This is a genomic window from Cobetia sp. 5-11-6-3 (genome assembly GCF_013374055.1).
GTDB classification, from domain to species: Bacteria; Pseudomonadota; Gammaproteobacteria; order Pseudomonadales; family Halomonadaceae; genus Cobetia; species Cobetia marina.
On record NZ_BLWJ01000001.1, the window covers coordinates 417393 to 440919 of the forward strand.

The window sequence follows — 23527 nt, forward strand, 5'->3', positions numbered from 1 at the left end:
CGATGCTTGCTGCACCTCGACGCGCTGACCTGCTCGGGGGGTCGAACAGACAAAACAAAAGCGCCGAGCAAGAATGCCCGGCGCTTTTGTCGTCTCAAGGTGCTGCGGTGTCACCATCACGCTGCTGATGCTGCTGACGCATGAACTGCTCGGCGACCTGCTGACTGACGCCTTCACTCAGCGTGCGGCCTTCGTGGCGGGCACGCTCGAGCAGGCCACTCGCCTGCTGCTGGAAACCGGCAGTCTGTGAGGATGGAGCCGTCCCGTCCTGCGGCAACTGCCAATCCCCTCCCGTGTCCCACTCACGGTAGCGTGCCAGCGACCAGTCGCGCAGCTGCTCCAGCGTCGGGCGCAGCTGCGCCGCCTGCCAGTCCGCACTGTCACGCAGAGGTGTCAGGCCGACGACAGCCGTCACCAGCACCAGGATCACCGCCGCCCGAAGCGCGCCGAAGACACCCCCCAGCAGGCGATTGAAGCCCCCCATGCCGACCGCCTGGACCAGGCGTTCGAGCAGACGCAGCATCAATCCCCAGACCAGCACCGTGCCCAGTACCACCAGCACGAAGCCGACCGCGGTGCGAATGCCCGGAGACAGGATCACCTCGTCGAGCAGGGCCCCGGCTTCCGCCCCGAACTGGCGTGCCGCCACCAGGGCCACCAGCCAGCCTGCCAGTCCCAGCGCCTCGCTGAGCAGACCACGCATCAACCCCAGCAACACGGAGATGATCAGCAGCCCCAGACACAACCAATCGATCCAGACCAGCGCGTTCACTCACCCTCCTTCCGGCGTACCAGAAGGCCCTTGATATTGACCTGCTCCTGAAGGCGAGAGCGCGCGGACTCACCAATCTCGGAAGATTTGTAGGGACCGACGAATACCACGGTCAGATTGCCATCCCGCGCGACGCGATAGGCCGCGAATCCCTTGCTCTGCAGGTCCTTCTGGAGTCGCTCGGCGTTGGCCGGCTTGCCGAAGCTGCCGACCTGCACCGCCCAGCCACCGGCGGAAGAAGATGGCGCGCTGGCGGCAACGGCAGGCTTCGGCTCAGGCGCCGGCTTGGGCTCTGGCTTGGGCGTCGGGGCCGGCTTGGGCTGCGGTGTCGGCGCAGCCTTCGGCTCGCTGCTGGACACGGATCTGGTCGGCGACAGCTGCTGCGCCTCCGCCACGCGAGCTCGCGACTCGGAGGCGTTTTCGATGCCGGGTCCGGGATCACTGTCACGCACCTTGCCATTGCCATCCACGAAGGTGATGGGGACATCGGTACCAATCTTCAGCTCGCTGGGGGGCTGCGGTGCATCCACCGTCGAACGGTCGATATCCACCGGCTTGCCCAATGTCATCACCGGACTGGGACGCTCATCACGGGCCGGCGGCTCATCAAACAACATCGGGATGAAGATCACGCCCAGGGCCAACAGGATGACTGCGCCGCTGATCCGTTCTCGCTTGCCATATTTCATCGTGCCATCTCCCTTGCACCCGGATTCCAATGACCGCGGTCCTGCTTCACCTCAGGCATCCTCGTCGTCAAGCCATGCCAGCGCTTCGCCGACCGTGAAGAAGGAGCCGCAGACCAGCACCTCCCCCGCGGTGGCATGCTCCACCAGCCAATTCGCCGCCTCAGCGACCGAATCACACTCCGCCAGCACGGTCCCCTGGCAGGCACGCACCACGGCAGCCAGCTCACTGGCCTGGCGAGCTCGCTCGCCCCCCAGTGTCGCCACGACGAAGCCATCCACCACGGGCGACAGCGCCTCGATCACGCCTCGTGCGTCCTTGTCTCCCAGCATGGCCAGCAGCACCAGACGCGGTCGAGCGGAACGCTCGCGCGCCGCCAGACGACTGGCCAGATAACCTGCCGCATGCGGGTTGTGCCCCACATCCAGACACCAGTCACGCCCATGACGCTGGACCCATTGCATGCGCCCCTTGAGCTGGACATTGGCCATGGCATGGCGCACGCATGACACCTCAAGCGCCACACCGGCTGCGACGAGCGCATTCAGCGCACTGGCCGCGTTGTCGCGTGGCAGACCGGGGTCCGGAAGTGCCTCGAGGGTCATGATGGGGTCGCTCAGTCGCTGCCAGTGCCAGAGCCCATCCGCAGACGACCTTGCCGGGGAGGCGAGGTCCTGCTCGCAGGCGTCCTGCCAGACAAAGTCCTGCCACAGCACCTGAGGCGTCACACCCAGCGAGCGGGCGTGCTCGGCACAGCTGCTCGGCAAGTGATCGGAGCCGAAGATGGCCGGGCGCCCTGCACGCAGGATACCCGCCTTCTCGAAGCCGATGTTCTCGAGGTCCGTGCCCAGGAAGGCAGCATGATCCTGTGCCACGGTGGTGATCATCGCCACATCGCAGTCGATGATGTTGACGGCATCCAGACGCCCGCCGAGACCGACCTCCAGAATCGCCAACCGTGGCTGTCGCTGAGCGATCAACCACAGGCCAGCGAGCGTGCCGGCCTCGAAGTAGGTCAGGCTGATCACGCCCTGCCCATCTCCCGCATCCGAATGACGCGCCGAATCCACCTGCTCGAAGGCAGTGATCAGCTCGGCATCACTGGCGTGCTGCCCATCGAGGGTCACACGCTCGTTGTAATGCAGCAGGTGCGGAGAGGTGTAAGTCGCGGTCGTCAGACCATGCGCACGCCCGAGCGCCTCGAGCATGGCGACCGTGGAGCCCTTGCCGTTGGTACCGGCCACGGTGATGACCCGCTCGCCAATGCGACGAGCCCCGGGGCCGACAAGCCCCAGACGCTCAGCCACGCATTGCACGCGGGCGAGCCCCATGTCGATGCTGACGGGATGCTGGCGCTCCAGACGCAAAAGCCAGTCTTGCAGTGACAGCTCGCGTGGCACGGCCTCATGCAGGGCAGCAATGCTCAGCGGAGGCCGCTCACGGGACTGCAGCACCTCTCGGGTGCTGCAGTGGCCCGGCGCATTGGCCTGCTCAGCCATCGCGACGATCGCCTTGCGGCTTGTCGGCGGAGAATGTCTCGTCAAGCACGCTGTCAACCGCGGAGCGCGGCTCTGCAGGCTGCGGCTCGCTCGGTGCAGCCTCGACAGCCTCACCTTCGACGACGACTTCCGTGGCATCTACCACCGGTGTCTGCACGTCAGCCTTGACCGGCAGACCCTGCAGCTTGAGCAGGATGCTGGACAGACGCTCACGCATGTCGCGACGGTGGATGATCATGTCGACCGCGCCATGCTCGAGCAGGAACTCTGAACGCTGGAAGCCTTCCGGCAGTTTCTCGCGCACGGTCTGCTCGATGACACGCGGGCCAGCGAAGCCGATCAGGGCATTCGGCTCGGCAACGTTCAGGTCGCCCAGCATGGCAAGCGATGCCGATACGCCACCGAAGACCGGATCCGTCAGCACGCTGATGTACGGTACGCCTGCCTGCTTGAGCTTCTCGAGCGCAGCGGAGGTCTTGGCCATCTGCATCAGGGAGAACAGTGCTTCCTGCATGCGCGCTCCACCGGAGGCCGCGAAGCATACCAGCGGCACTTCTTCCGCCAGCGCGAGTTCGGCTGCACGCACGAACTTCTCACCGACGATGGCACCCATCGAGCCGCCCATGAAGCTGAATTCGAAGGCAACGGCCACGACAGGCTGTCCGGAAAGCGTGCCGCGCATGGCGACCAGCGCATCCTTTTCGGACGTCTGCTTCTGGGCGGCGCTCAGGCGATCCTTGTACTTCTTGGAATCGCGGAACTTGAGGCGATCGACCGGCTCCAGATCTGCCGCGATCTCCTCGCGACCCTCGCTGTCGAGGAACCAGGACAGACGGGCACGCGCAGTGAGACGCAGATGGTGGTCACACTTCGGGCAGACGTTGTCGTGCTTGGTCAGCTCCGGAAGGTACAGGACTGCTTCGCACTTGGGGCATTTACGCCACAGGCCATCAGGAATGGAGGTGCGCCGATCCTTGCGTTGGATACGGCTCATTGACGGCACAATCTTGTCAAGCCAGCTCATGGTGGGGAGGCTTCCGTTTTGCTGCTGTTCTGGGCACCGCTCGACGACTGTCGGCGGCCATGCGAGTTGGCACACGCCCACCTCTCCAGGAGGCAAGGACGTGGCGGGCAACGACTGACACCCTCTTCGCCCCCTTGTCTCGGGACGCTGGAGGAAGTCAGTGGCGCCAAAGGAAAAGACCGTGCAACCCATTGGTCGTACGGCCCCTTTTCCAGATTCTGGCAAACATTGTAGCGGCTTCGCCCCCCTTGCGGGTAGTGCGATATGCCAATTGCCTTGTGGAGTCCAGTGTTGCGCCTGTCCCGCGCAGGCCTTGCGGCATGCCGCGCAGGGCATCAGTGGAGTCAGTCGGCGGCTCGTACTGCCTGACAGAACGCCTGGAGGCGCTCCCGTGACTTCTCGCCAGGGGCAGACTCTACCCCTCCCGAGACATCGACCGCGTGGGGCGCTACCTGCCTGACCGCCTCCGTCACGTTGCCGGCCTCGAGCCCGCCCGCCAGGATCACTGGCAGGGGCAATCCTCGAGGGATGCGCGACCAGTCAAAGGTCTCGCCCGTGCCACCGGGGACACCGGGACGATAGGCATCCAGCAGCAGACCGCGTGCGTCATGGAAGCGTTCTGCCTCTGCCGCCAGGTCGATCCCGTCACGCATGCGCAACGCCTTGATATAGGGGCGGCCAGCGGCGCGGCACTGCTCGGGCGTTTCGTTGCCATGGAATTGCAGCAGATCGAGATGCGGGGCAGCGGCGGCCACTTCGGCCTCACTGGCATCGACGAACAATCCGACACGCGTCACGAATGCCGGCACCAGGCGCGAAAGCTCCGCCAGGCGAGCAACGTCCACCGCCCGCTTGCTGCCCGCCCACAGCACGAACCCCAGCGCATCGGCACCTGCCGCCACGGCGCCGGCGATATCCTGTTCACGTGTCAATCCGCAGATCTTGATTCGGGTACGCTGGCTCGCTCGAGCGCTCATCTCGGTCATGGGATCACTCCGTTCAACGTGAGGATTCATTCTGTGCGACAGGCGATCCTGCGGCAGGCGATCCTGCGGCAGGCGATCCTGCGGCAGGCGATCCTGCGACAGGCGATCCTGCGGCAGGAATCGCTTGTTCATGTTCCCGACTGAGACGCTCGGCCTCACGGGCAACGCTTGCCAGCCGAATGGCTTCCTTTTCACTGAGCTTGCCTGCCGCCCGAGCCTCTTCGGCACCCTCGGCTTCGGCACGGGCCAGGCGTGAGCGTACCATCGGGCAATCCGGCAAGGGACGCTCTCCCGTCCACTCCCCGAGATGGGCCACCAGACCAGGCCCGAGCGGCTCCCTGGGCAGCTCATAGCGCGGCGGATAGATGACGTCGACGAAGTGAAGTCCCGTGGCTGCTGCCGTGGCACTCGAACGCGTGCGATCTCCCCCGCGCATCAGCTCGACGATCCACTCGACAGGCTTCTCGCCACGCCCGATGGCCATCAAGGTACCGGCGATATTGCGCACCATGTGGTGCAGGAAGGCATTCGCCTGGATGTCGATCATGACCAGCTGGCCGTGACGACTCACCTCGATGAAATGCACGTGGCGTCGTGGCGAGCGCGACTGACAACCTGCCGCACGGAAGGCCGAGAAGTCCAGCTCCCCTACCAGATGGGCGGCCGCCGCCTGCATGTCGGCGACATTCAGGGGTTCACGACACCAGGTGGCGTTGTGACGCTCCATCACCGGCCGAAAAGGCTGATTGATGATCATGTAGCGATAACGACGCGCGATGGCGCTGAATCGGGCATGGAAGTCATCGGGAACGGGGACCGCCCAATGGATGCCGATATCCGGGGGAAGATTGACGTTGCTGCCCATGCGCCATGCCTTGCGGCTGCGGCCCACGGGGGTATCGAAGTGCACGACCTGACGCACGGCGTGCACACCTGAATCGGTGCGCCCGCTGCAGTGGACGGTGATGGGAGTGGAAGCCACCTTGGAAAGCGCCTTTTCAAGCGTTTCCTGCACGGAGGGTGCGTGGCTGAGGCGCTGCCAACCGCAATAGCGGCTGCCATCATACTCGACGCCCAGAGCGATGCGCCCCGGGCGTCTTTCATTATCATCAAGCGGTGTAAAAAAGGGCATCAGGTCAGACCAAAGCGCTCCATCAACGCCAGCGCCTCTTCACGGATCATCCCGTCACTGGCGGAGGCGAGCGGCTCAAGCAGCGCTGCCGCTTGATCATCCTCACCATCCACCAGCAACTGGCGGGCTTCCTCGAGCTGCTGGAAGGCCACGCTGTCCTGGGCGCCAGCCCCTGCCCCTGCCATGCCGACAGAGGGATAGGCATTATCCTGATCCCCGGACTCGAACGCCACTTCCTCCACCTCGAATTGCGAGATATCACGACGAGGGACATCCACCTCTTCCAGCGTCATGCTATCCAGCGACGGCAACTCGTCGGCTGCTGAAAAGGCGCTTGCAGGCGCCACCTCGTCGCCTGAAGGTGCACTGGATTTCGCAGATTCACCTTCCTCATCGATGGAGGCGGAGGTAAATTCGACCGCCTCACCCTTGAGCGCCTCGTCCGCCTTCTCAACACTTGCCACTGCCGCAGACTCCACACCGTCATCAAGCGTCAGTTCTGGCGCCTGGTAATCGATCACGTTGTCACTGAAGAAACTGGTATCGGGTGCCGCTTTTCCGTGCTCGGGACTCTTGCCCTTGAGGCCGGGCTCGAATGCGACTCCCACGTCTGCCGGAGTGTCATTCGTGACGGCGGCATCAGCGTGCAAGTCATCCTCGAACGAGCCACTGTCCTGCCCTTCGCCTGAAGAGTCAGACACGTCACCCTCCGGCTCGCGCTCATCGTCCTGCAGGTTCGCGCCACCTGCCGCCAGCCTTTCAGAGGCTGCGCTGGCCGAGGATGGCACACGCAGGGACTGGGCATATTGACTGACGACACCGGAGAGATGCGTCACGTTGCTTGCGGCCACCGCGCCACCCATGGCAGCACGCATGGGGCTACCCATCCCGGCATAACGGTTGAGCAGCGCCTGAGCCTCTTCACGCTCTTCTGCATTGCCCGCCGCCAATACCTTCTCGCTTTCGTGATTCAGCGCCTCGAGATTGCCAAGTTCTCCATGTACTCCCATCAGCTTGAGACGCAGGTCCTGACGACTCTCATCGTCTGCAAGACCGGTTTCCAGCAGGGCTTGCGCCTGGTCGAAGCGTCCATAGGCGATGAAGATATCCGCCTCGCTGATGGCAGCGGCCTCAGGCTGGGCCAGAGGCTCAAGAGTGTGAGAGCCACGACTTGCCACTGCGGACGTCTCTTCCGGGACCTGTCTGTCAGCGGTACCCGCTGCAGCTCCAAAGGCACCCCGTGACGGGTCCTGCAGGTCCTGGTCGTTGTGACGCACGGCATCCGCGAAGCTCATGCTGGAGTCATCCTTCGGCCCCGAGCGACGACGCAGCAACAGCAACAGCAGCAACAGCAATGCTCCCGCCGCGCCGCCCACCATCATCAGATTGTCCTGTACCCACTTCCACGTCGCCTGCGGCCAGGGCTGGCTGGGCAACACGAGATTGCCTTCACCATCACGCGGCTGGCCCAGATCCACCCCGGCAGCGACAAGACTCTCGGGTAGCGTCAAGGGAGTGATGCCGCTGTTGACCAGCAGACGGTTCTGCTTGGCCAGCAATACCTTGGCCGTTTCCAGCTGCTCGGTACGCTCGGCCAGGGAAGCACGCAGTTCACCGACTTCACTGCGCAATGAAGCGACTTCACTGCGCAGGTCGTCACGCTCCTGCTCCAGTTGATCCAGACGCTGCTGGTTGGTCAGCAACTGGTCTTCCAGCGATTCGAGGCGATCCGACAGCTCATCGATGGCCTGCTGGCTGCCTGCGGAAATCTGCGTACTGGCGGCCGCCTTGCTCGCCGGCGTGGCCTCTTCATCGATCAGCGTCAGGCGCGGCTTGCCGTCAGCACCCGCACTGGCGGGGCCGCTGGGAGCGGGCGCTGCAGCGGGCGTCTCACTGGCCGTGGCGGTATCCTTCGGAGACGCGGACGTCGTCTTCTTGCTGGCCGGGGCAGGAATGGTCTTGCCTTGCGCCCCCGCGACCCACTGCTGATATTGCTCACGCACTTCGCGATCGGCCGCCGTGCGCGAGCGGCCCAGCATGGTGGCACGATCGGGAACGCTCAGGACCACCCCCGCCCTCAGCTTGTTGATGTTGCCGCCCGGGAAGGCACTGGGATTGGCTTCCTGAATCGCCAGCATGGCCTGACGGATGCTGACCCCGGCATCCGGCCGCACGCGTCGTGCGATGGTCCACAGGGAATCGCCACTGCGTACCTTGATGCTTGACGGCGTTTCGCCCGCCGCGGGCGCAGCGCTTGCCGAGGACGACTGACCACTGTCACGGAAGACCACGGAACGCGAGGGTGTCGACCCCGTGTCGGCCAACGGACGTGAGCGCGCACCAGAAGGCGTCACCAGTGCCGGCTGACTGGAATAGCCCGCCGGATCGAACAGCAGCGTGACCTGACGCTGCAGCTTGCCATTGGGCCACTCGACGTCCAGCAGAAGATCCACATAGGGCTCACGTACTGCCCCGTTGGTGGTCAGCTGAAGATAATAGCGGCTGCCCTGCTGCTTGATGGCCACCTTGACGTCATCACTGACATAGCTGCGGTCCACACCGGCACGCGCAAAGGCGGCGGCATCGGAGACGTTCGCCTTGATCAGGCTGCTATCAAGCCCGGAGGTATCTGTCAGGCCGATGCGGGCATCCAGCGGTTGATTCAGATTCGAGCGCAATCGCGGCGATTCCATGCCGACCGCCAAGGCCTGAGCACTATAGATGGCGAAGGAGATCGCCAGTGCGAGAGGAAGCTTGCGTCCCATTGAGTGTCCCTTCGTATGCGACCGATTCAGTGTCCGGCCGGCGCATTATGTTACGTATTCTTACATATAAGATACCAGAGAGTCCGCCTCATGATTCAGGCAAGGCGCGACTCAGCCAGAAAAATTTCAACGCTAGCGGGCGTCGTCCCCTCTGATAGCCCACCTGCTCCCCGGATGACAGGAGTGACCAGCTCCACCTCATCCGGCTGACACGATACTCAAATATGCATACGAGATGCCATCATGCATCAACATCGCCAGCCAAATTCGCAAAAAATGCGCAAGCCGGAATGAAGCCGGTCAGTCATTGGAATGACATGCCGGTCATCTGATGCCCATGGCACTGCCGATCATCGGCACGACCGACCATCACAATCACCCTTCATTGGGCATTCGGGGAATGACCGGGAACCCGGACATGGTCCGCCAGGACATTCGCCAGGGACGTTCGAGTGCATGGATATTCGATTGCAGGATTTTCGATTGCAGAATTTTCGAGCGCAAAAAAGTCGCCCCCGGCTCCGAGGAGTCGGGGGCGACGTCTTGCATCACGCCATGGCACTCAACCGCGAGGGCCAGCCATCGTGATGATCAGGCGGCGCGATGTTCCCGCAGAATGGTCAGCATGCGCTTGAGCGGCTCCGCGGCCCCCCACAGCAGCTGGTCACCCACGCTGAAGGCAGACAGGTATTCACCACCCATCGCCAGCTTGCGCAGACGGCCGACCGGAACGGTCAGGGTGCCGGTAGCAGCAGCCGGTGTCAGGTGCTTGAGGCTGTCTTCCTTGGTGTTGGCGACGACCTTGACCCAGTCATTGTGCTTGGCCAGGCGGTCTTCGATCTCGTCCAGCGGCACGTCCTGCTTGAGCTTGACGGTGAAGGCCTGGGAGTGGGAGCGCATCGCACCGATCCGCACGCACAGCCCATCGATCATGATCGGGTTGCCCTGGCTGTCGAGAATCTTGTTGGCCTCGACACCGGCCTTCCACTCCTCGCGGGTCTGACCGGATTCCATCGGGGAATCGATCCACGGCAGCAGCGAGCCGGCCAGCGGCGCACCGAACTGCTGGGTCGCGAAATCATCGCCGCGCATGGTGGCGGTCACCTTGCGGTCGATATCCAGAATCGCGCTGGCCGGGTCTGCAAGCTCCGAGGCCACGCTGCCATTGAGCTGGCCCATCTGGGTCAGCAGCTCACGCATGTGGCGCGCACCGCTGCCGGACGCCGCCTGGTAGCTCATGGAGGTCATCCACTCGACCATGCCGGCCTCGAACAGGCCACCCAGGCCCATCAGCATCAGGCTGACGGTGCAGTTGCCGCCGACGAAGGTGTTGGCGCCGGCGCCGATCTTCTCATCAATCACGTGACGGTTGACCGGGTCCAGCACCAGCACGGCATCCTTTTCCATGCGCAGGGTGGAGGCCGCATCGATCCAGTCGCCCTTCCAGCCGGCTTCACGCAGCGGGCCGAACACCTGCTTGGTGTAGTCGCCACCCTGACAGGTAACGATGACGTCCAGCGCCTTCAGCTCATTGATGTCATTGGCATCCTTGAGCGCCGGCACCGGCGTGCCCACGTCCGGGCCGGCCTGACCGACCTGGGAGGTGGAGAAGAATACCGGCTCGATACCGGCGAAATCGTTGTCATCACGCATGCGTTGCATCAGCACGGAACCGACCATGCCACGCCAACCGACAAATCCGACTTTCAACATGCTTGTTCTCCTTGTTCATGCACGGCCGGGAACACGGAAGACACCGAAGCTCCCGGCACAGGAATGACCCGCAGCGAGCACAGGCAACTCACACGAGGCGAGCCTTGCCCAACGCTCCAGCCGCAGGTCCTGACACGAAAGCCCAGCGACGCACGCCAGGCTTCCTCATGATCATCTCGCGTGAACGCCACTCACGAGCGGCGTTCACGCGGGTCTTGCCTTATGCCTGGGCCTTGAAGGCGGCCAGCACGGCATCGCCCATCTCGGAGGTGGAGACCTTGCGAGTGCCAGCGTAGGCGATATCGGCGGTACGCAGACCTTCATCCAGCACCACACCGACGGCCTTCTCGATACGCTCGGCCCACGCCGCTTCATTCAGCGAGTAGCGCAGCATCATCGCCACCGACAGGATGGTGGCCAGCGGGTTGGCGATGCCCTGACCCGCGATGTCCGGCGCGCTGCCGTGGCACGGCTCATACATGCCCTGGCCGCTGGCATTCAGCGAGGCGGACGGCAGCATGCCGATGGAACCGGTCAACATCGCGGCTTCATCCGAGAGGATGTCGCCAAACATGTTGCCGGTGACCACCACGTCGAACTGCTTCGGTGCGCGCACCAGCTGCATGGCGGCGTTGTCGACGTACATGTGCGACAGCTCGACATCCGGGTAGTCGGCGGAGATGCGCTCCATCACGTCACGCCACAGCATGGTGACTTCCAGCACGTTGGCCTTGTCGACACTGCACAGCTTCTTGTTGCGCTTCTGGGCCATCTCGAAGGCGGTGCGGCCGATACGCTCGATCTCGGATTCTGAGTAGACGTAGGTGTTGTAGCCGACCTGCTGTCCGTCGCGCGTCTCGATGCCACGCGGCTGGCCGAAGTAGATGCCACCGGTCAGCTCACGCACGATCATGATGTCCAGACCGGACACCACTTCCGGCTTGAGGCTGGAGGCCTCGGCCAGCTGCGGGTAGAGAATTGCCGGGCGCAGGTTGGCGAAGAGTTCAAGCTCCTTGCGCAGCCCCAGCAGGCCGCGTTCCGGACGCAGCGAGATGTCTTCCAGCTTGTCCCACTGCGGGCCACCGACCGCGCCGAGCAGGATGGCGTCTGCCGCCTTGGCGGCGTCCAGCGTGTCCTTCGGCAGCGGATGGCCCGCCGCGTCATACCCTGCACCACCGACCTTGCCTTCGCTCAGCGTGATGTCCAGCCCTTCGCTGCGTGCGGCTTCAAGGATCTTCACGGCTTCGGCCGTGATTTCCGGGCCAATGCCATCACCGGGCAGAATCAGGATATTGCGGCTCATCTGGAACTCCTTGGGCCGGAGAGCATCCGGCAAGACCGACGGTTCACCGCCGGTGCTGAGACTGGGCTCGCTGCCACTCTGGACGGCGAGCCATGACGAATGTGTTGCGACTTCGGCGCTGACTGGCGTGACGCTGGACAGATCAGGCCGTCTTGCCATCGCGGAACAGCCACGGACGCTCGGCGCGATGACGCGTCTCGAAGCTGTCGATGGCGTCCTGATCCTTGAGAGTCAGACCGATGTCATCCAGGCCTTCCATGAGGCAATGCTTGCGGAAGCTGTCCACCTCGAAGGCGATCGACTCACCGGACGGCGTGATGACGGCCTGTGCCTCGAGATCGATATCCAGACGATACCCTTCCACCGCCTCGGCTTCCTTGAACAGGCGATCCACCGTGTCCTCGTCGAGGGTGATCAACAACAGGCCGTTCTTGAACGAGTTGTTGTAGAAGATATCGGCGAAGCTCGGTGCGATGACGACCCGGAAGCCGAAGTCGGTCAGTGCCCAGGGCGCGTGCTCCCGCGAGGAGCCGCAACCGAAGTTGCGACGTGCCAGCAGCACGCTTGCGCCTGAGTAACGCGGCTGATTGAGAACGAAATCCGGATTCAGCGGACGCTTGCTGATGTCCTGTCCGATATAGCCCTCATCGAGATAACGCAGCTCATCGAAGAGGTTCGGGCCGAAGCCGGTACGCTTGATCGACTTCAGAAACTGCTTCGGGATGATCAGGTCGGTATCGACGTTGGCGCGATCGAGCGGTGCCACGAGGCCCTGCTGGCGAATGAACTTTTCCATGTCGGGCCTCCTCAGGCTGCGTGGGTATCGGAAGTAGGAATGGGGGCAAAGTCACGAACATCAACGAAGTGACCCGCAATCGCGGCAGCGGCGGCCATGGCCGGGCTGACGAGGTGCGTACGCCCACCGAAGCCCTGACGGCCTTCGAAGTTGCGGTTGGAGGTGGAAGCACAATGCTCGCCGGCGCCCAACTTGTCGGCATTCATCGCCAGACACATGGAGCAGCCCGGCTCGCGCCATTCAAAGCCCGCGGCGAGGAAGATCTCGTGCAGCCCTTCGGCTTCCGCCTGTGCCTTCACCAGGCCAGAGCCCGGCACGACCATCGCCTGCTTGAGGCTCTTGGCGACCGTGCGGCCTTCGGCCACGCGCGCCGCTTCACGCAAGTCCTCGATACGTGAGTTGGTGCAGGAACCGATGAACACGCGGTCCAGCTTGATGTCGGTGATCTTCTGCTGAGCGCTGAGGCCCATGTACTCGAGCGCACGGGTGATGCCACGCGCTTCGGTGTCATCGTTGGCGGCTGCCGGGTCCGGCACCACGCCATTGACGCTGGTGACCTGCTCCGGGCTGGTGCCCCAGGTGACCTGCGGGGCGATGTCTTCCGCCTTGAGCACGACAACCTTGTCGAATTCGGCGTCTGCATCGGATACCAGATTGCGCCAGTCGGCGACGGCCGCTTCCCACTGCTGGGCGTTCGGCGCATAGGGACGGTCGCGAAGGTAATCGATGGTGATGTCATCGACCCCGACCAGACCGACCCGTGCCCCGGCTTCGATGGCCATGTTGCAAATGGTCATGCGGCCTTCCATGGAGATGTCCTGGATGGCGGAGCCGCCGAATTCGATGGCATAGCCGGTACCGCCGGCGGTACCGATCTCACCGATGATGGCGAGCACGACATCCTTGGCGGTGACGCCAGTGCCGAGACGACCATCGACGCGCACCAGCATGTTCTTCATCTTGCGCTGGATCAGACACTGGGTGGCGAGCACGTGCTCGACCTCGGAGGTGCCGATACCGTGAGCGAGTGCCGCGAAGGCACCGTGGGTCGCGGTGTGGGAATCGCCACACACCACGGTCATGCCCGGCAGGGTCGCGCCCTGCTCCGGCCCGACCACGTGCACGATGCCCTGACGCGCATCATTGATGGTGAACTGCTCGATGTTGAAGCTGTTGCAGTTGTCGTCGAGGGTCTGCACCTGGATGCGAGAGGTTTCATCCTCGATCCCCGCGATGCCGGCAGCGCGCTCCTTGAGAGAGGTCGGCACATTGTGGTCCGGCGTTGCCAGGTTGGCATCCAGACGCCACGGCTTGCGACCGGCCAGACGCAGCCCTTCGAAGGCCTGCGGCGACGTCACTTCGTGCAGCAGGTGACGGTCGATGTAGATGAGTGCAGTACCGTCTTCACGTTGCTTGACCAGATGCTGGTCCCACAACTTGTCATAAAGGGTCTGGCTGGCCATGTCGTGTCTCCTCGTGGCGCCCTACGGTAAGAGCGCTTGCTGCCTCGGGGCTCGTGGCGGCCCCTTGATGAGGTGTGTCGTCCAGTGTTGATGGCGGGGCGGTCGTGCGAGCCATGTCGCAGGTGGCTTGCCACCAGAGGCTCGAGCATCGCCGCCGCGTCCTGTGTCATCAAGAGTACTCGGCGGCGATGAATAAAAGCAATTCATGTTTTTCATGCTTTGGATTCCCAAAAGGAATACCATTGCCTCAGCCGACATTCCCCCTGATCGCACGGAAGATCATTCTTCTGAACGCCCTCATGACAGGATAGCTGCCTCACATGGACACTCCCTCTCTTCAGGCCTTCGTTGCCGTCGCGGAAACCGCCTCCTTCTCGCTGGCGGCCGAGCAGCTGCACCTGACACAACCCGCTGTCTCCAAGCGCATCGCGCAGCTGGAACAGCTCCACGGCGCGCGGCTGTTTGATCGCATCGGGCGGCGCGTCACCCTGACGGAGGCCGGCAACATCCTGCTGCCGCGGGCCCGTGCCATTCTGGTGATGCACGATGACACGCGGCGCGCGCTGCGCAATCTGTCCGGCGAGGTAAAAGGCAGTCTGACAATGGCGACCAGCCACCATGTGGGCCTGCACCGTCTGCCGCCACTGCTCAAGGCCTTTACCATGTCCCACCCCGAAGTACGCATGGACATGCGCTTCCTGGATTCAGAACAGGCCTATCAGGGCGTACTGGATGGGGAGCTGGAACTGGCCGTCGTCACTCTGGCACCGCATCGCGATCCCAATCTGACGGTGGTACCGGTGTGGCTGGACGAGATGCGCTTCGTGTGCGGACGGGATCACCCGCTGGCGGGACACAAGGCGTTGCCACTGGCCGCCCTCTCACAGCACGACGCCGTGCTGCCGGGCCACCTGACCTTCACGCGTGGCATCGTCATCGACACCTTCGCGCGTGACGGCCTCTCGGTGGAAGTCTCGATGTCCACCAACTACCTCGAGACCCTCAAGATGATGGTCGCCATCGGCCTGGGCTGGAGCGTGCTGCCGGAAAGCATGATCGACGACGAGATCGAGATCCTGCCCATCGACCACCGCCCCATCGAACGCCAGCTCGGCTATCTCTATCACAACAACCGCACCCTCTCGAATGCCGCCAGCGCCATGATCGAACTGCTGGAAGGGGCAAGGGATGCGGCGTCGCGGTAAAAATTAAGCACTGCTAACCAGCTAGTTTAAAGTAAAGGTTTTCTTTTTAACCTTTTCAGTAATAGGCTCTATATATAGCATAAGCCTTATACACATCAAGTAACGTGGATCTTGGAACGAATACAAAGTGGAATTAAGCAATTTTTTAAGTATTGGCTTATCACCTTTGGATATATACCCCAAAACCTGTCCGATACCCGAATTACTACTAGGAGCACAGCTTGGAAAATCCTGAGAGATAACAGCACCAATCTTAGATGCATCTATCTGGTGGGTCGAAATCCGCCCCAATGCATAAATAACTTGATTCCGTCTACCATCCGTCGTTTCATCGGAATTTAAATACCACTCAATAATAGAATAACATTCTCTCAAGCCTTTCTGCAGCCAATCAAAATCGGCCAGATCCATCAACCCATCATTGTAAGACCAGTCATTATCTTCGACACGATATGCCAAACATTCACAGTATTCATGCATACGCTGAGGAATTCCCAGCGTGACTGTATAAATATGCTTCGCAAGCTTTTTGCGATCTACATCTTCAATACTAACTCTAAGAGAATTTACAAATCCTCTCTCAATAAAATCTTGTACCTGCTTCGCATTTAGCCCAGCAACTCTAGCGAGCTCATTAACTCGATTTCCAACGGATGTAGGATTCTTCGCGTGTGAAAAATATTGGAGAACATTATTAGGCACAGCTATCAGAAGAAACTTAACCTTAAAGCCTGCATAATCATCGTCATCCAACAAAATTAACACATCTGTTAACTCGCTCATTAACTTATGGCTTTCGAACATTGTCTCTATGTTATCTAGTACAATAGTTGCGCCTTTCTTATTAGACTTGCTATAGAGATACTTGTAAACCTCATACAGCTTATCTTTCTCCTCTAAAACAAATTCGGCCTCATGAGATAGCTCTGCAGTGCCAATAGCTGAAAAACCTGCTTTTTTAGTCTCCTTGTATCCCACCTTTTGTGCTTTTAAATCTTTAAAACATCTTCTATAAAGCTCATCAACTAACGAACCACCCCTAGAAACATTGGCCGCATTAACTGACAAATAAACAACATTGTGATCAGCAAAAACCTTTTTATACAACCATGTTTTGCCACTACCACTTTCACCAAACAAAAAAGAGTGCATTGTCCCAGTAACTGAACGATATAAAGCTCGCTCATGCGTGCCACGGTCGATATACATACTAGTATTTACAGAAGAATTCCTTGGTGTGAACACTTCATTCACTGCTTTCCTTCTCATCATCATCCCTTGATAATCGCACTATAAAAATGCCAGCCCCCTAAAGAGCTGGCAACATTGCTATACATTTAACAACACACAATTAACTATTACTAGGCTTTTTATTAGTATTAGACGAATCGTCCGTCTTGCTGGCCGCAGGCTTGGCATCGTCCTTCTTCGCCTCTTCCGCTGCCTTGGCGGTGGCGGCCTTGCTGGCATTGGAGGGACGGCCACGGCGCGGCTTGGACGCTTGGCTGCCGGTGTCGCTCTTGGCGGTGGTAGTGGAAGCACCAGAGCTTGAAGCGCTCTGACTGGAAGTCCCAGTGCTGCTGCCCGTCTTGGCAGTGCTTGCGCTTCCCGTCGAGCTGGCAGTGCTCTTGCTCGCCGTGGTTTTGCTGGAAGTGCTCTTGCTGGCAGTGCTCTTGCGCGTCGTCGCGGGCTTCGTAGCGCTGGAACCCGAAGCCGTGGAAGAAGTGCTGCTGCTCGAGGTGCCGGATGCAGACGGCTTGCTGTCAGAGGCTGACGTGCTCGCAGTCGCCTTGCTTGCGGTCGCCTTGCTTGCAGTCGTCTTGGCCGCCGTTGACTTGTTGGCAGTGGTCGTCTTGCTGGCAGCCGTCTTGCGTGGCGTGGAAGTCTTTCTCGCCGTGGTGGTCTTGGTTGCTGAGCTACCGGAGCTGCTGGCAGCCGTGCTCGCAGTGCTCGGTTTTGCAGTGCTCTTGGCAGCAGTGCTTTTGGAAGCCGTGCTCTTGGGTGCAGCACGTTTGCGCGCGGCGGGCTTGCTTGCCGGCGCTGCTGACTCAGTAGCCGCTGATGCCGCCTTGGAAGCGGCTGGCCTGGTACGCGCCCCTTGCGCCTTGGAGGCACTGGATGAGCTATTGTCCGCCGTGTCGCCGGCATCATTGGCGGCCTTGCCGGTGGCGGCTTCGGTCATCGCGGTCATGGCCTCTTCCAGCGGCAGCGTCACCTGCTTGAGCGCTTCATTCATGCGCTTCTCGACCGTCTCCTGTACATCACGCACGGTCTTGAGCTGCGCCTGTGCGGCTGAGGTGATCTCTTCCGGCACAGTCTGGCCGAGTACTTCGGGGATGGTCTGGCGCGCATAACGCCCCGGCGCCGCTTCGATCACGTCGAGCTTGCCCTCACCCGGCGTGCGCGCAGAGACTTCCGGTTCCGGCTCGACGAAACCATTGCCGGACATCCATGCCTGCCAGTCATTCCACCAGGAGCCTTCATGCGCCTCGGTGCCTTCAAGCCAGGCATCCGGTGTCGCCGGCAGCTCGTCATTGGTGACGTAGCCGTACTTGTTCTTGTGCGGCGGATTGACGATACCCGCGATATGGCCTGAGCCACCCAGCACGAAGCGCTTGATGGAAGCCTTGGGCAGCTGGGTGCCGTTGTAGGTGGTCTGCCACTTGGCGATGTGATCCTCGCGGGCAGAGACCCAATAGCTGGGAATCTCGATCTGCGAGAGGTCGATCGGCACACCGTCCAGCTCGATACCGCCGGGCTGCACAAGGCGGTTCTCCAGATACATGTGACGCAGATACCAGGCATGGGTACCGGCCGGCAGGTTGGTGCCGTCGGTATTCCAGTACAGCAGGTCGAACGCGGTCGGCGCTTCGCCCTTGAGATAGTTGGAGACGTAGAACGACCAGAAGAGGTCATTCTCGCGCAGCAGGTTGAAGGAGAACGCCATCACGCGGCCATCCAGGTAGCCGTCCTGCGCCATCTGCTTCTCAAGGCCCTGCAGTACCGGCTCGTTGAGGAAGACACCGATCTCGCCGGGATCGGAGAAGTCCTGCAACGTCGCCATGTAACTGACCGAGCGCACGCGATCCGCCTGTTTCCTGGCCGTGAGATAGGCCATGGTGCTGGCCGTCAGCGTGCCACCGATGCAGTAGGACAGGATATTGACCTGCTTCTCGCCGGTGGCCTGTTCGATGGCATCCATCGCGGCAAGCGGCCCCATCTGCATGTAATCGGCCCAGGTGAGATCGCTCTGCTCCGGCCCGGGATTGCGCCAGGAGATCAGGAACACGGTGTGCCCCTGCTCCACCAGCCAGCGCATCATCGAATTGTCCTGACGCAGATCGAGAATGTAGTACTTGTTGATCCACGGCGGCACGACCAGCAACGGCGTACTGAAAGCCTTTTCCGTCGCCGGGCGATACTGGATCAGCTGGATCAACTCATTCTCGAACACCACATCCCCCGGCGTGACGGCGATGTTGTCGCCGAGACGGAAGGCTTCGGTGTCGGTCATCGCGACATTGATGCCTTCGGCGGAGTTGGCAAGGTCTTCCCGCAGACGCTTCAAGCCGTCGAGCAGATTCTGGCCGCCGGTTTCGCGGGTCACCCGCTGCACTTCCGGGTTGGTGGAGGCGAAGTTGGAGGGCGAGAAGGCACTGACGTACTGGCGCGCGTAGAACTCGAGATTGCGCTTCTGGCTCTCCGGCAATCCCTTGATGCCCGCCAGCATCTCATCCACGGCGCGCGAGAACAGCAGATATTGCTGCACGAGGAAGTGATAATACGGTTCGCTCTGCCAGGCCTCATCGCGGAAGCGACGATCAGAGCGTGCGGGGCTGATCACGGGCTCGACACTCTCACCGCTCATCTCGCGCAGCGTGCCCTGCATCAGGGCCATCTGGTCCTGGAAGAGGCGGGTCTGCGTGGAAATCAGCAATTGGGGGTCACGTGCCAGCGCCTCCGCGCCTGCCTGGAAGCAACGTCCCATCTCGTCGTAGATGGTGGAGGCAGCAGCACTTGGCCACAGGCGCTCCAGCATGTCACTCATCAGAGCCTGATACTGGGTGCTGGCTTCCTGTACCACGCCGGCCCATTCGCCGCCGTCGACGCCATCGGGGAACAGATGGGAAAAGGCCTGAGAGAATGCCTGAGAAAGTGCCTGCTGCTGGGCTGAAACCATATCGCCCGTCCTCCTTGTCATTGGCTATCGAAGCATGGCTGTCGAACGAACGCCGACATGCACGATTTCATCGAACCGAATCCTTCCGTACCTCTGCAGTGCAATGGCCTCGAAAGGCGTTCGCGGCGCCGTCACTGGCACCTTGCACCGACTCTCTTCACTCTGGCGTCACTCTGGCAGGCCAGAGCCTTGCAGTCCGCTTTCCGTCGCATTCATGCCAGAGGCGCGAATACGACGGAAAGCCGGCTGAGACCTCTCATCTGTCGTCTTGCCGCCTCGGGGGGCGACTCTCAGCATGCACCCGGGCCGTGATGGGGGCAATGCCTGACCTCGCCAAAAAAAGGGCTGGCGCGTGCGCCAGCCCTCTCGATGATTCTTCAGCTCTGCTTGGCGCGGCTGGTGGCACTTGCCGGCTTGCTGGTGCTGTCTTTCGCGGCATCCGCCGTGGCGGAAGACGCCTTGCTGGCAGCGGAAGATGCCTTGTCCGTGGCTTCCTTGCCCGCATCGGAATAGGCCTGTTCCATCTGGCTGCGCATCTCGTTGCCCATTTCCGCCAGTTTCAGGGAATCGTCCATCATCTGCTGGGACAGCTCGGTGGCCACTTCCAGCTGACGATTGCCGAATTCGCTGAGCTGCTCGACACTCTTCACTTCCGTCGCGGCGCGGGCACGCTCGAAACCGGTATCGGCATAGCGCTTGGCGGCATCCATCTGGAACTCGGCCACCTTGCTCATGTGGTCGAGCACCAGGCTGTTGAGCTTGCGCATCGGCTGATAGAAGCTGCGGGCCTGCTCGGCAAAGGCGTTGAACATCTGATCCTGTTGCATGACGGTTCCTCCCATGGATTCCGTACCGGAAGAGCGCGCAGAAGACTCTGCGCCATCTTTGGAGCGCAGCATTATGCTGCACTGCACAAAGACTAGTCTGCTCCCGAAGCGGTTGCAATCCCATGACGATAATCCTGCACCGCAATGCCTTCAGCTTCCCTCGTCATCCATCAGTCACGCTGACTGCGTGAGCGCGCGCTGGCGGCCTTGGGTCTGTCCTCAGCGGCCGCCTTCTGCGCAGCTCCCGCATGCGGGTCATTCCCAGCGGGCTCACTGTCGCCACCACTGGCCCCACCACTGGCGTTGCCCGTGCCCTGCTGACCGAACTGCTGCAAGGTATCCAGCATCATCTTCTGGTACTGCTGGAAAGCCGCCATGCCCTTGGCCATGCTGTCGCCCATCTCGTTGGATGAGGCCCCCGGGGAATCGGCCGCTGACGCGCCGCCCATCCCCGCCATGCCTTCCGCCATCCCCGGCGGCATGAACCGGGCAAACGGCGTGCCCGCCCCCGGTGTCATCAGCGGCTTGAGCAGGCTCATCGGATCATAGCCCTCGACGCCCGCTTCCATCTGACGACGAAAGCGCTCCATCAATTCCTGTTGAAAGGCTTCCACATCCGGCAGGCCCATCGCCTGGCGAAACTCCTGAGGCGTCAGGTCGAATTCGACATTGATCTTCATGGCAGTGTCCTTTTGTTGTCTGCCCGCGCACGGCGTGGTGCGCGAGTCCGCTGGCATGCTTGCCATTCGAGTCTAGCAGCGAGAATGACACGGGGGCAGCCTGCTACTTACGCCTTTTCTTATTTACTTTGTGCAAGCCAACCCACCACGCAAGACGCCCCAGCCACGAAGGATGCAGGGCATCACTCCACGGATGGGGCGTCTCTTTCTCACTAAAAGTTCAGCAGCTTGGCAGCGTTACAAGTTCAACAGCTGGGCAGCGCCAGCAGTTCAGCCGCGCCGCAAGCGGCTTACACCTCGCGCAGCACCGGTGTGTCGACCTTGACGTCGGCATTCTGGCCACGATGGCGCAGCAGGTGGTCCATCAGCGTCAGCGCGACCATCGCCTCGGCGATCGGCGTGGCGCGGATACCGACACACGGATCATGACGGCCAGTGGTGATCACCTCGACCGCCTCGCCGTTGACGTCGATGCTGCGACCCGGCAGACGCAGGCTGGAGGTCGGCTTGAGCGCGATGCTGGCACGCAGGGTCTGGCCGCTGGTGATGCCGCCCAGGATGCCGCCGGCATGATTGGAGAGGAAACCTTCCGGCGTCATCTCGTCACGGTGCTCGGTACCCTTCTGGCTGACCACGGCGAACCCGTCCCCGATCTCGACGCCCTTGACGGCGTTGATGCTCATCAGGCCATGGGCCAGCTCGGCATCGATGCGATCGAAGATCGGCTCACCGAGACCCACCGGCACGCCAGTCGCCTCGACGGTGACCTTGGCGCCCACGGAATCGCCTTCCTTGCGCAGGGCGTCCATATACTGCTCCAGCTCCTCGAGGCGGTCCGCATCGCCACAGAAGAACGGATTGGTGTCGACCAGCGACCAGTCCTTGACCTCAAGCTCGATGGGACCGAGCTGGGACAGATAGCCGCGCACCTGCACGCCGTGGCTCGCCAGATACTTCTTGGCGATGGCACCGGCGGCGACGCGCATGGCCGTCTCGCGCGCGGAGCTGCGGCCACCGCCACGGTAGTCACGCTCACCATACTTGTGGTGATAGGTGTAGTCGGCGTGGGCCGGACGGAACTGGTCCTTGATCTTGCCGTAGTCCTTGGAGCGCTGATCGGTGTTCTCGATCATCAGACCGATGGCCGTGCCGGTGGTGCGGCCCTCGAACACGCCCGAGAGAATGCGCACCTGGTCCGGCTCGCGCCGCTGGGTGGTGTGGCGCGAGGTGCCGGGACGGCGGCGGTCCAGATCGATCTGCAGATCCGCTTCGCTGATCTCGATGCCCGGCGGGCAACCATCGATGATGGCGCCCAGCGCCGGGCCATGGCTTTCGCCGAAGGTGGTGACGGTGAACAGCTTGCCGAAGGTATTTCCGGACATTCAGGGGGTCCTCAGGCGATGCCGCCGGTCATGGCCGACGGCGTTCTGATAATAGTTGTCGTGAGCTTTTCAGGTCTGGGGCTGAAGCGAAGGCACCAGACGAGCCTGTCTTCAGGCGAATTCGGGGGCGCAGACGTCCAGTGTCTGGGCATCGATGGCGAAGACGCCGTTGCCGCCGCGCTCGAACTCCAGCCACATGAAGGGCACGTCCGGGAACGCGTCCATCAGGTGGCGCTCGGAGTTACCGACCTCGACGATCAAGACGCCGTCGTCGGTCAGGTAGTCACGCGCCTCGCGCAGGATACGGCGCACGATATCCAGGCCATCATCACCGGCGCCCAGCGCCAGCGCCGGCTCGTGGCCGAATTCCTGCGGCATGTGGGAGAGATCGAAACTGTCCACGTAGGGCGGATTGGAGACGATCAGGTCATAGCGCTTGCCGGCCACCCCCGCGAACAGGTCCGACTGCACGGCGATGACCCGCCCTGCCACATCGTGACGCTCGATGTTGCGACGCGCGACTTCCAGCGCCTCGCTGCTGATATCGACCAGATCCACCTCGGCGGTCGGCATCACCAGCGCCGTGGCGATCCCGATGCAGCCGGAACCGGTGCACATGTCCAGCACCCGGGTCGGCGGCAGTTCCGGGAACCAGGCCGAGAAGCCGCTCTCGATCAGTTCGGCGATCGGCGAGCGCGGAATCAGCACGCGCTCATCGACATCGAAGGGCACGCCGGTGAAGAAGGCTTCACCGAGCAGATAGGGCAGCGGCTTGCGGGTGGTGATGCGTTCACGCACCAGCGCCACGATGCGCGCACGCTCCATGGTCAACAGACGGGCATCGATCACGGCGGGGTCCGTGTCCCACGGCAGATGCAGCGCACCCAGCACCAGTGCCACCGCCTCGTCCCAGGCAGAGTCGGTGCCGTGGGCGAAGTGCAGACGGTGCGCGTGGAACTCGCTGGTCGCCCAGCGAATCAGGTCGCGCAGAGTCACCAGCTCCTCGACGAGACGGGAGTCCGGCTCACTGAGGCTGGAAGGATGGCGCAGGTCGGACGCGGAAGTAGTGGACACGGTGATTCCTGTAAGCGGACAGATGGACAACGAGCGCCG

At 62.0% G+C, this 23527-nt stretch carries 17 protein-coding genes and 2 pseudogenes; 2 read left to right on the forward strand and 17 right to left on the reverse strand.

What is annotated here, in order from left to right:
* Window positions 1-94 precede the first annotated feature (94 nt).
* From HXS66_RS01670 to HXS66_RS01690, 5 genes are all read right to left on the reverse strand, one after another.
* Window positions 95-772 (reverse strand): CvpA family protein, encoded by a 678-nt coding sequence (locus HXS66_RS01670; protein ID WP_084209069.1) that lies wholly within the window; start codon window positions 770-772, stop codon window positions 95-97.
* Window positions 769-1461 carry an SPOR domain-containing protein gene (locus HXS66_RS01675; protein ID WP_084209070.1) on the reverse strand — a complete coding sequence of 231 codons (693 nt, stop codon included), beginning with the start codon at window positions 1459-1461 and terminating at the stop codon, window positions 769-771. Before HXS66_RS01675 ends, HXS66_RS01670 begins: the two co-directional genes overlap by 4 nt.
* A 51-nt stretch (window positions 1462-1512) precedes the next feature.
* Window positions 1513-2958 carry a folylpolyglutamate synthase/dihydrofolate synthase family protein gene (locus tag HXS66_RS01680; protein ID WP_176502725.1) on the reverse strand — a complete coding sequence of 482 codons (1446 nt, stop codon included), beginning with the start codon at window positions 2956-2958 and terminating at the stop codon, window positions 1513-1515.
* Window positions 2951-3982 (reverse strand): acetyl-CoA carboxylase, carboxyltransferase subunit beta, encoded by a 1032-nt coding sequence (gene accD / locus HXS66_RS01685; RefSeq protein WP_176502726.1) that lies wholly within the window; start codon window positions 3980-3982, stop codon window positions 2951-2953. The genes HXS66_RS01680 and accD overlap by 8 nt, the downstream gene beginning before the upstream one ends.
* Before the next feature lie 344 nt (window positions 3983-4326).
* Window positions 4327-4959 (reverse strand): phosphoribosylanthranilate isomerase, encoded by a 633-nt coding sequence (locus HXS66_RS01690; protein WP_176502891.1) that lies wholly within the window; start codon window positions 4957-4959, stop codon window positions 4327-4329.
* Here HXS66_RS01690 and HXS66_RS17590 point away from each other — a divergent pair.
* A pseudogene (locus HXS66_RS17590) lies at window positions 4900-5049 on the forward strand (hypothetical protein); the annotation flags it as partial. The gene HXS66_RS01690 and the pseudogene HXS66_RS17590 sit on opposite strands and share 60 nt — an antisense overlap.
* Here HXS66_RS17590 and truA read toward each other — a convergent pair.
* From truA to leuC, 6 genes are all read right to left on the reverse strand, one after another.
* A complete protein-coding gene (truA, locus tag HXS66_RS01695) occupies window positions 4982-6100 on the reverse strand; it encodes a tRNA pseudouridine(38-40) synthase TruA (RefSeq protein WP_218015132.1) in 1119 nt (372 codons plus the stop codon). The pseudogene HXS66_RS17590 and the gene truA sit on opposite strands and share 68 nt — an antisense overlap.
* Window positions 6100-8865 carry a FimV family protein gene (locus tag HXS66_RS01700; RefSeq protein ID WP_176502727.1) on the reverse strand — a complete coding sequence of 922 codons (2766 nt, stop codon included), beginning with the start codon at window positions 8863-8865 and terminating at the stop codon, window positions 6100-6102. The genes truA and HXS66_RS01700 overlap by 1 nt, the downstream gene beginning before the upstream one ends.
* Window positions 8866-9456: 591 nt before the next feature.
* Window positions 9457-10578 carry an aspartate-semialdehyde dehydrogenase gene (asd, locus tag HXS66_RS01705; protein WP_084209075.1) on the reverse strand — a complete coding sequence of 374 codons (1122 nt, stop codon included), beginning with the start codon at window positions 10576-10578 and terminating at the stop codon, window positions 9457-9459.
* 220 nt (window positions 10579-10798) lie between these two features.
* Window positions 10799-11881, reverse strand: a complete 1083-nt coding sequence (leuB, locus tag HXS66_RS01710; RefSeq protein WP_084209076.1) for a 3-isopropylmalate dehydrogenase — start codon at window positions 11879-11881, stop codon at window positions 10799-10801.
* Window positions 11882-12023: 142 nt separating this feature from the next.
* Window positions 12024-12677 carry a 3-isopropylmalate dehydratase small subunit gene (gene leuD / locus HXS66_RS01715; protein ID WP_136938204.1) on the reverse strand — a complete coding sequence of 218 codons (654 nt, stop codon included), beginning with the start codon at window positions 12675-12677 and terminating at the stop codon, window positions 12024-12026.
* Window positions 12678-12688: 11 nt separating this feature from the next.
* Entirely contained in the window at window positions 12689-14140 is a 1452-nt protein-coding gene (leuC, locus tag HXS66_RS01720) for a 3-isopropylmalate dehydratase large subunit (RefSeq protein ID WP_141392273.1), read from the reverse strand.
* A 320-nt stretch (window positions 14141-14460) separates the two neighbouring features.
* Between leuC and HXS66_RS01725 the strand changes: the two genes are divergently transcribed.
* Complete coding sequence (locus tag HXS66_RS01725; RefSeq protein ID WP_176502728.1) at window positions 14461-15345, forward strand: LysR family transcriptional regulator; 885 nt, start codon at window positions 14461-14463, stop codon at window positions 15343-15345.
* A gap of 21 nt (window positions 15346-15366) precedes the next feature.
* Here HXS66_RS01725 and HXS66_RS01730 read toward each other — a convergent pair whose 3' ends face one another.
* The 6 genes and pseudogenes from HXS66_RS01730 to prmB all read right to left on the reverse strand — a co-directional run bounded on the left by HXS66_RS01730 (window position 15367) and on the right by prmB (window position 23488).
* On the reverse strand, window positions 15367-16599 hold the full coding sequence (locus HXS66_RS01730; protein WP_176502729.1) for an AAA family ATPase: 1233 nt from the start codon (window positions 16597-16599) through the stop codon (window positions 15367-15369).
* 1063 nt (window positions 16600-17662) lie between these two features.
* Window positions 17663-19393 (reverse strand): annotated as a pseudogene (phaC, locus tag HXS66_RS17410) (class I poly(R)-hydroxyalkanoic acid synthase); the annotation flags it as partial.
* A gap of 509 nt (window positions 19394-19902) precedes the next feature.
* Window positions 19903-20352: a phasin family protein gene (locus HXS66_RS01740; protein WP_167593039.1), complete on the reverse strand. Its 450-nt coding sequence runs from the start codon at window positions 20350-20352 to the stop codon at window positions 19903-19905.
* Window positions 20353-20522: 170 nt separating this feature from the next.
* Window positions 20523-21032, reverse strand: coding sequence for a DUF6489 family protein (locus HXS66_RS01745; protein WP_084209079.1), 510 nt, complete (start codon window positions 21030-21032; stop codon window positions 20523-20525).
* Window positions 21033-21322: 290 nt separating this feature from the next.
* Entirely contained in the window at window positions 21323-22414 is a 1092-nt protein-coding gene (gene aroC / locus HXS66_RS01750; RefSeq protein WP_054554938.1) for a chorismate synthase, read from the reverse strand.
* Window positions 22415-22525: 111 nt separating this feature from the next.
* Window positions 22526-23488 carry a 50S ribosomal protein L3 N(5)-glutamine methyltransferase gene (gene prmB, locus HXS66_RS01755; protein ID WP_054554939.1) on the reverse strand — a complete coding sequence of 321 codons (963 nt, stop codon included), beginning with the start codon at window positions 23486-23488 and terminating at the stop codon, window positions 22526-22528.
* Window positions 23489-23527: the final 39 nt, after the last annotated feature.

Coding starts and splice junctions, on each gene's coding strand:
- truA (WP_218015132.1), bottom strand. CDS start 6,100: ATGCCCTTTTTTACACCGCTTGATGATAATGAAAGACGCCCGGGGCGC.
- asd (WP_084209075.1), bottom strand. CDS start 10,578: ATGTTGAAAGTCGGATTTGTCGGTTGGCGTGGCATGGTCGGTTCCGTG.
- HXS66_RS01700 (WP_176502727.1), bottom strand. CDS start 8,865: ATGGGACGCAAGCTTCCTCTCGCACTGGCGATCTCCTTCGCCATCTAT.
- HXS66_RS01745 (WP_084209079.1), bottom strand. CDS start 21,032: ATGAAGATCAATGTCGAATTCGACCTGACGCCTCAGGAGTTTCGCCAG.
- leuC (WP_141392273.1), bottom strand. CDS start 14,140: ATGGCCAGCCAGACCCTTTATGACAAGTTGTGGGACCAGCATCTGGTC.
- HXS66_RS01680 (WP_176502725.1), bottom strand. CDS start 2,958: ATGGCTGAGCAGGCCAATGCGCCGGGCCACTGCAGCACCCGAGAGGTG.
- aroC (WP_054554938.1), bottom strand. CDS start 22,414: ATGTCCGGAAATACCTTCGGCAAGCTGTTCACCGTCACCACCTTCGGC.
- accD (WP_176502726.1), bottom strand. CDS start 3,982: ATGAGCTGGCTTGACAAGATTGTGCCGTCAATGAGCCGTATCCAACGC.
- HXS66_RS01690 (WP_176502891.1), bottom strand. CDS start 4,959: ATGAGCGCTCGAGCGAGCCAGCGTACCCGAATCAAGATCTGCGGATTG.
- leuB (WP_084209076.1), bottom strand. CDS start 11,881: ATGAGCCGCAATATCCTGATTCTGCCCGGTGATGGCATTGGCCCGGAA.
- HXS66_RS01740 (WP_167593039.1), bottom strand. CDS start 20,352: ATGCAACAGGATCAGATGTTCAACGCCTTTGCCGAGCAGGCCCGCAGC.
- HXS66_RS01675 (WP_084209070.1), bottom strand. CDS start 1,461: ATGAAATATGGCAAGCGAGAACGGATCAGCGGCGCAGTCATCCTGTTG.
- leuD (WP_136938204.1), bottom strand. CDS start 12,677: ATGGAAAAGTTCATTCGCCAGCAGGGCCTCGTGGCACCGCTCGATCGC.
- HXS66_RS01725 (WP_176502728.1), top strand. CDS start 14,461: ATGGACACTCCCTCTCTTCAGGCCTTCGTTGCCGTCGCGGAAACCGCC.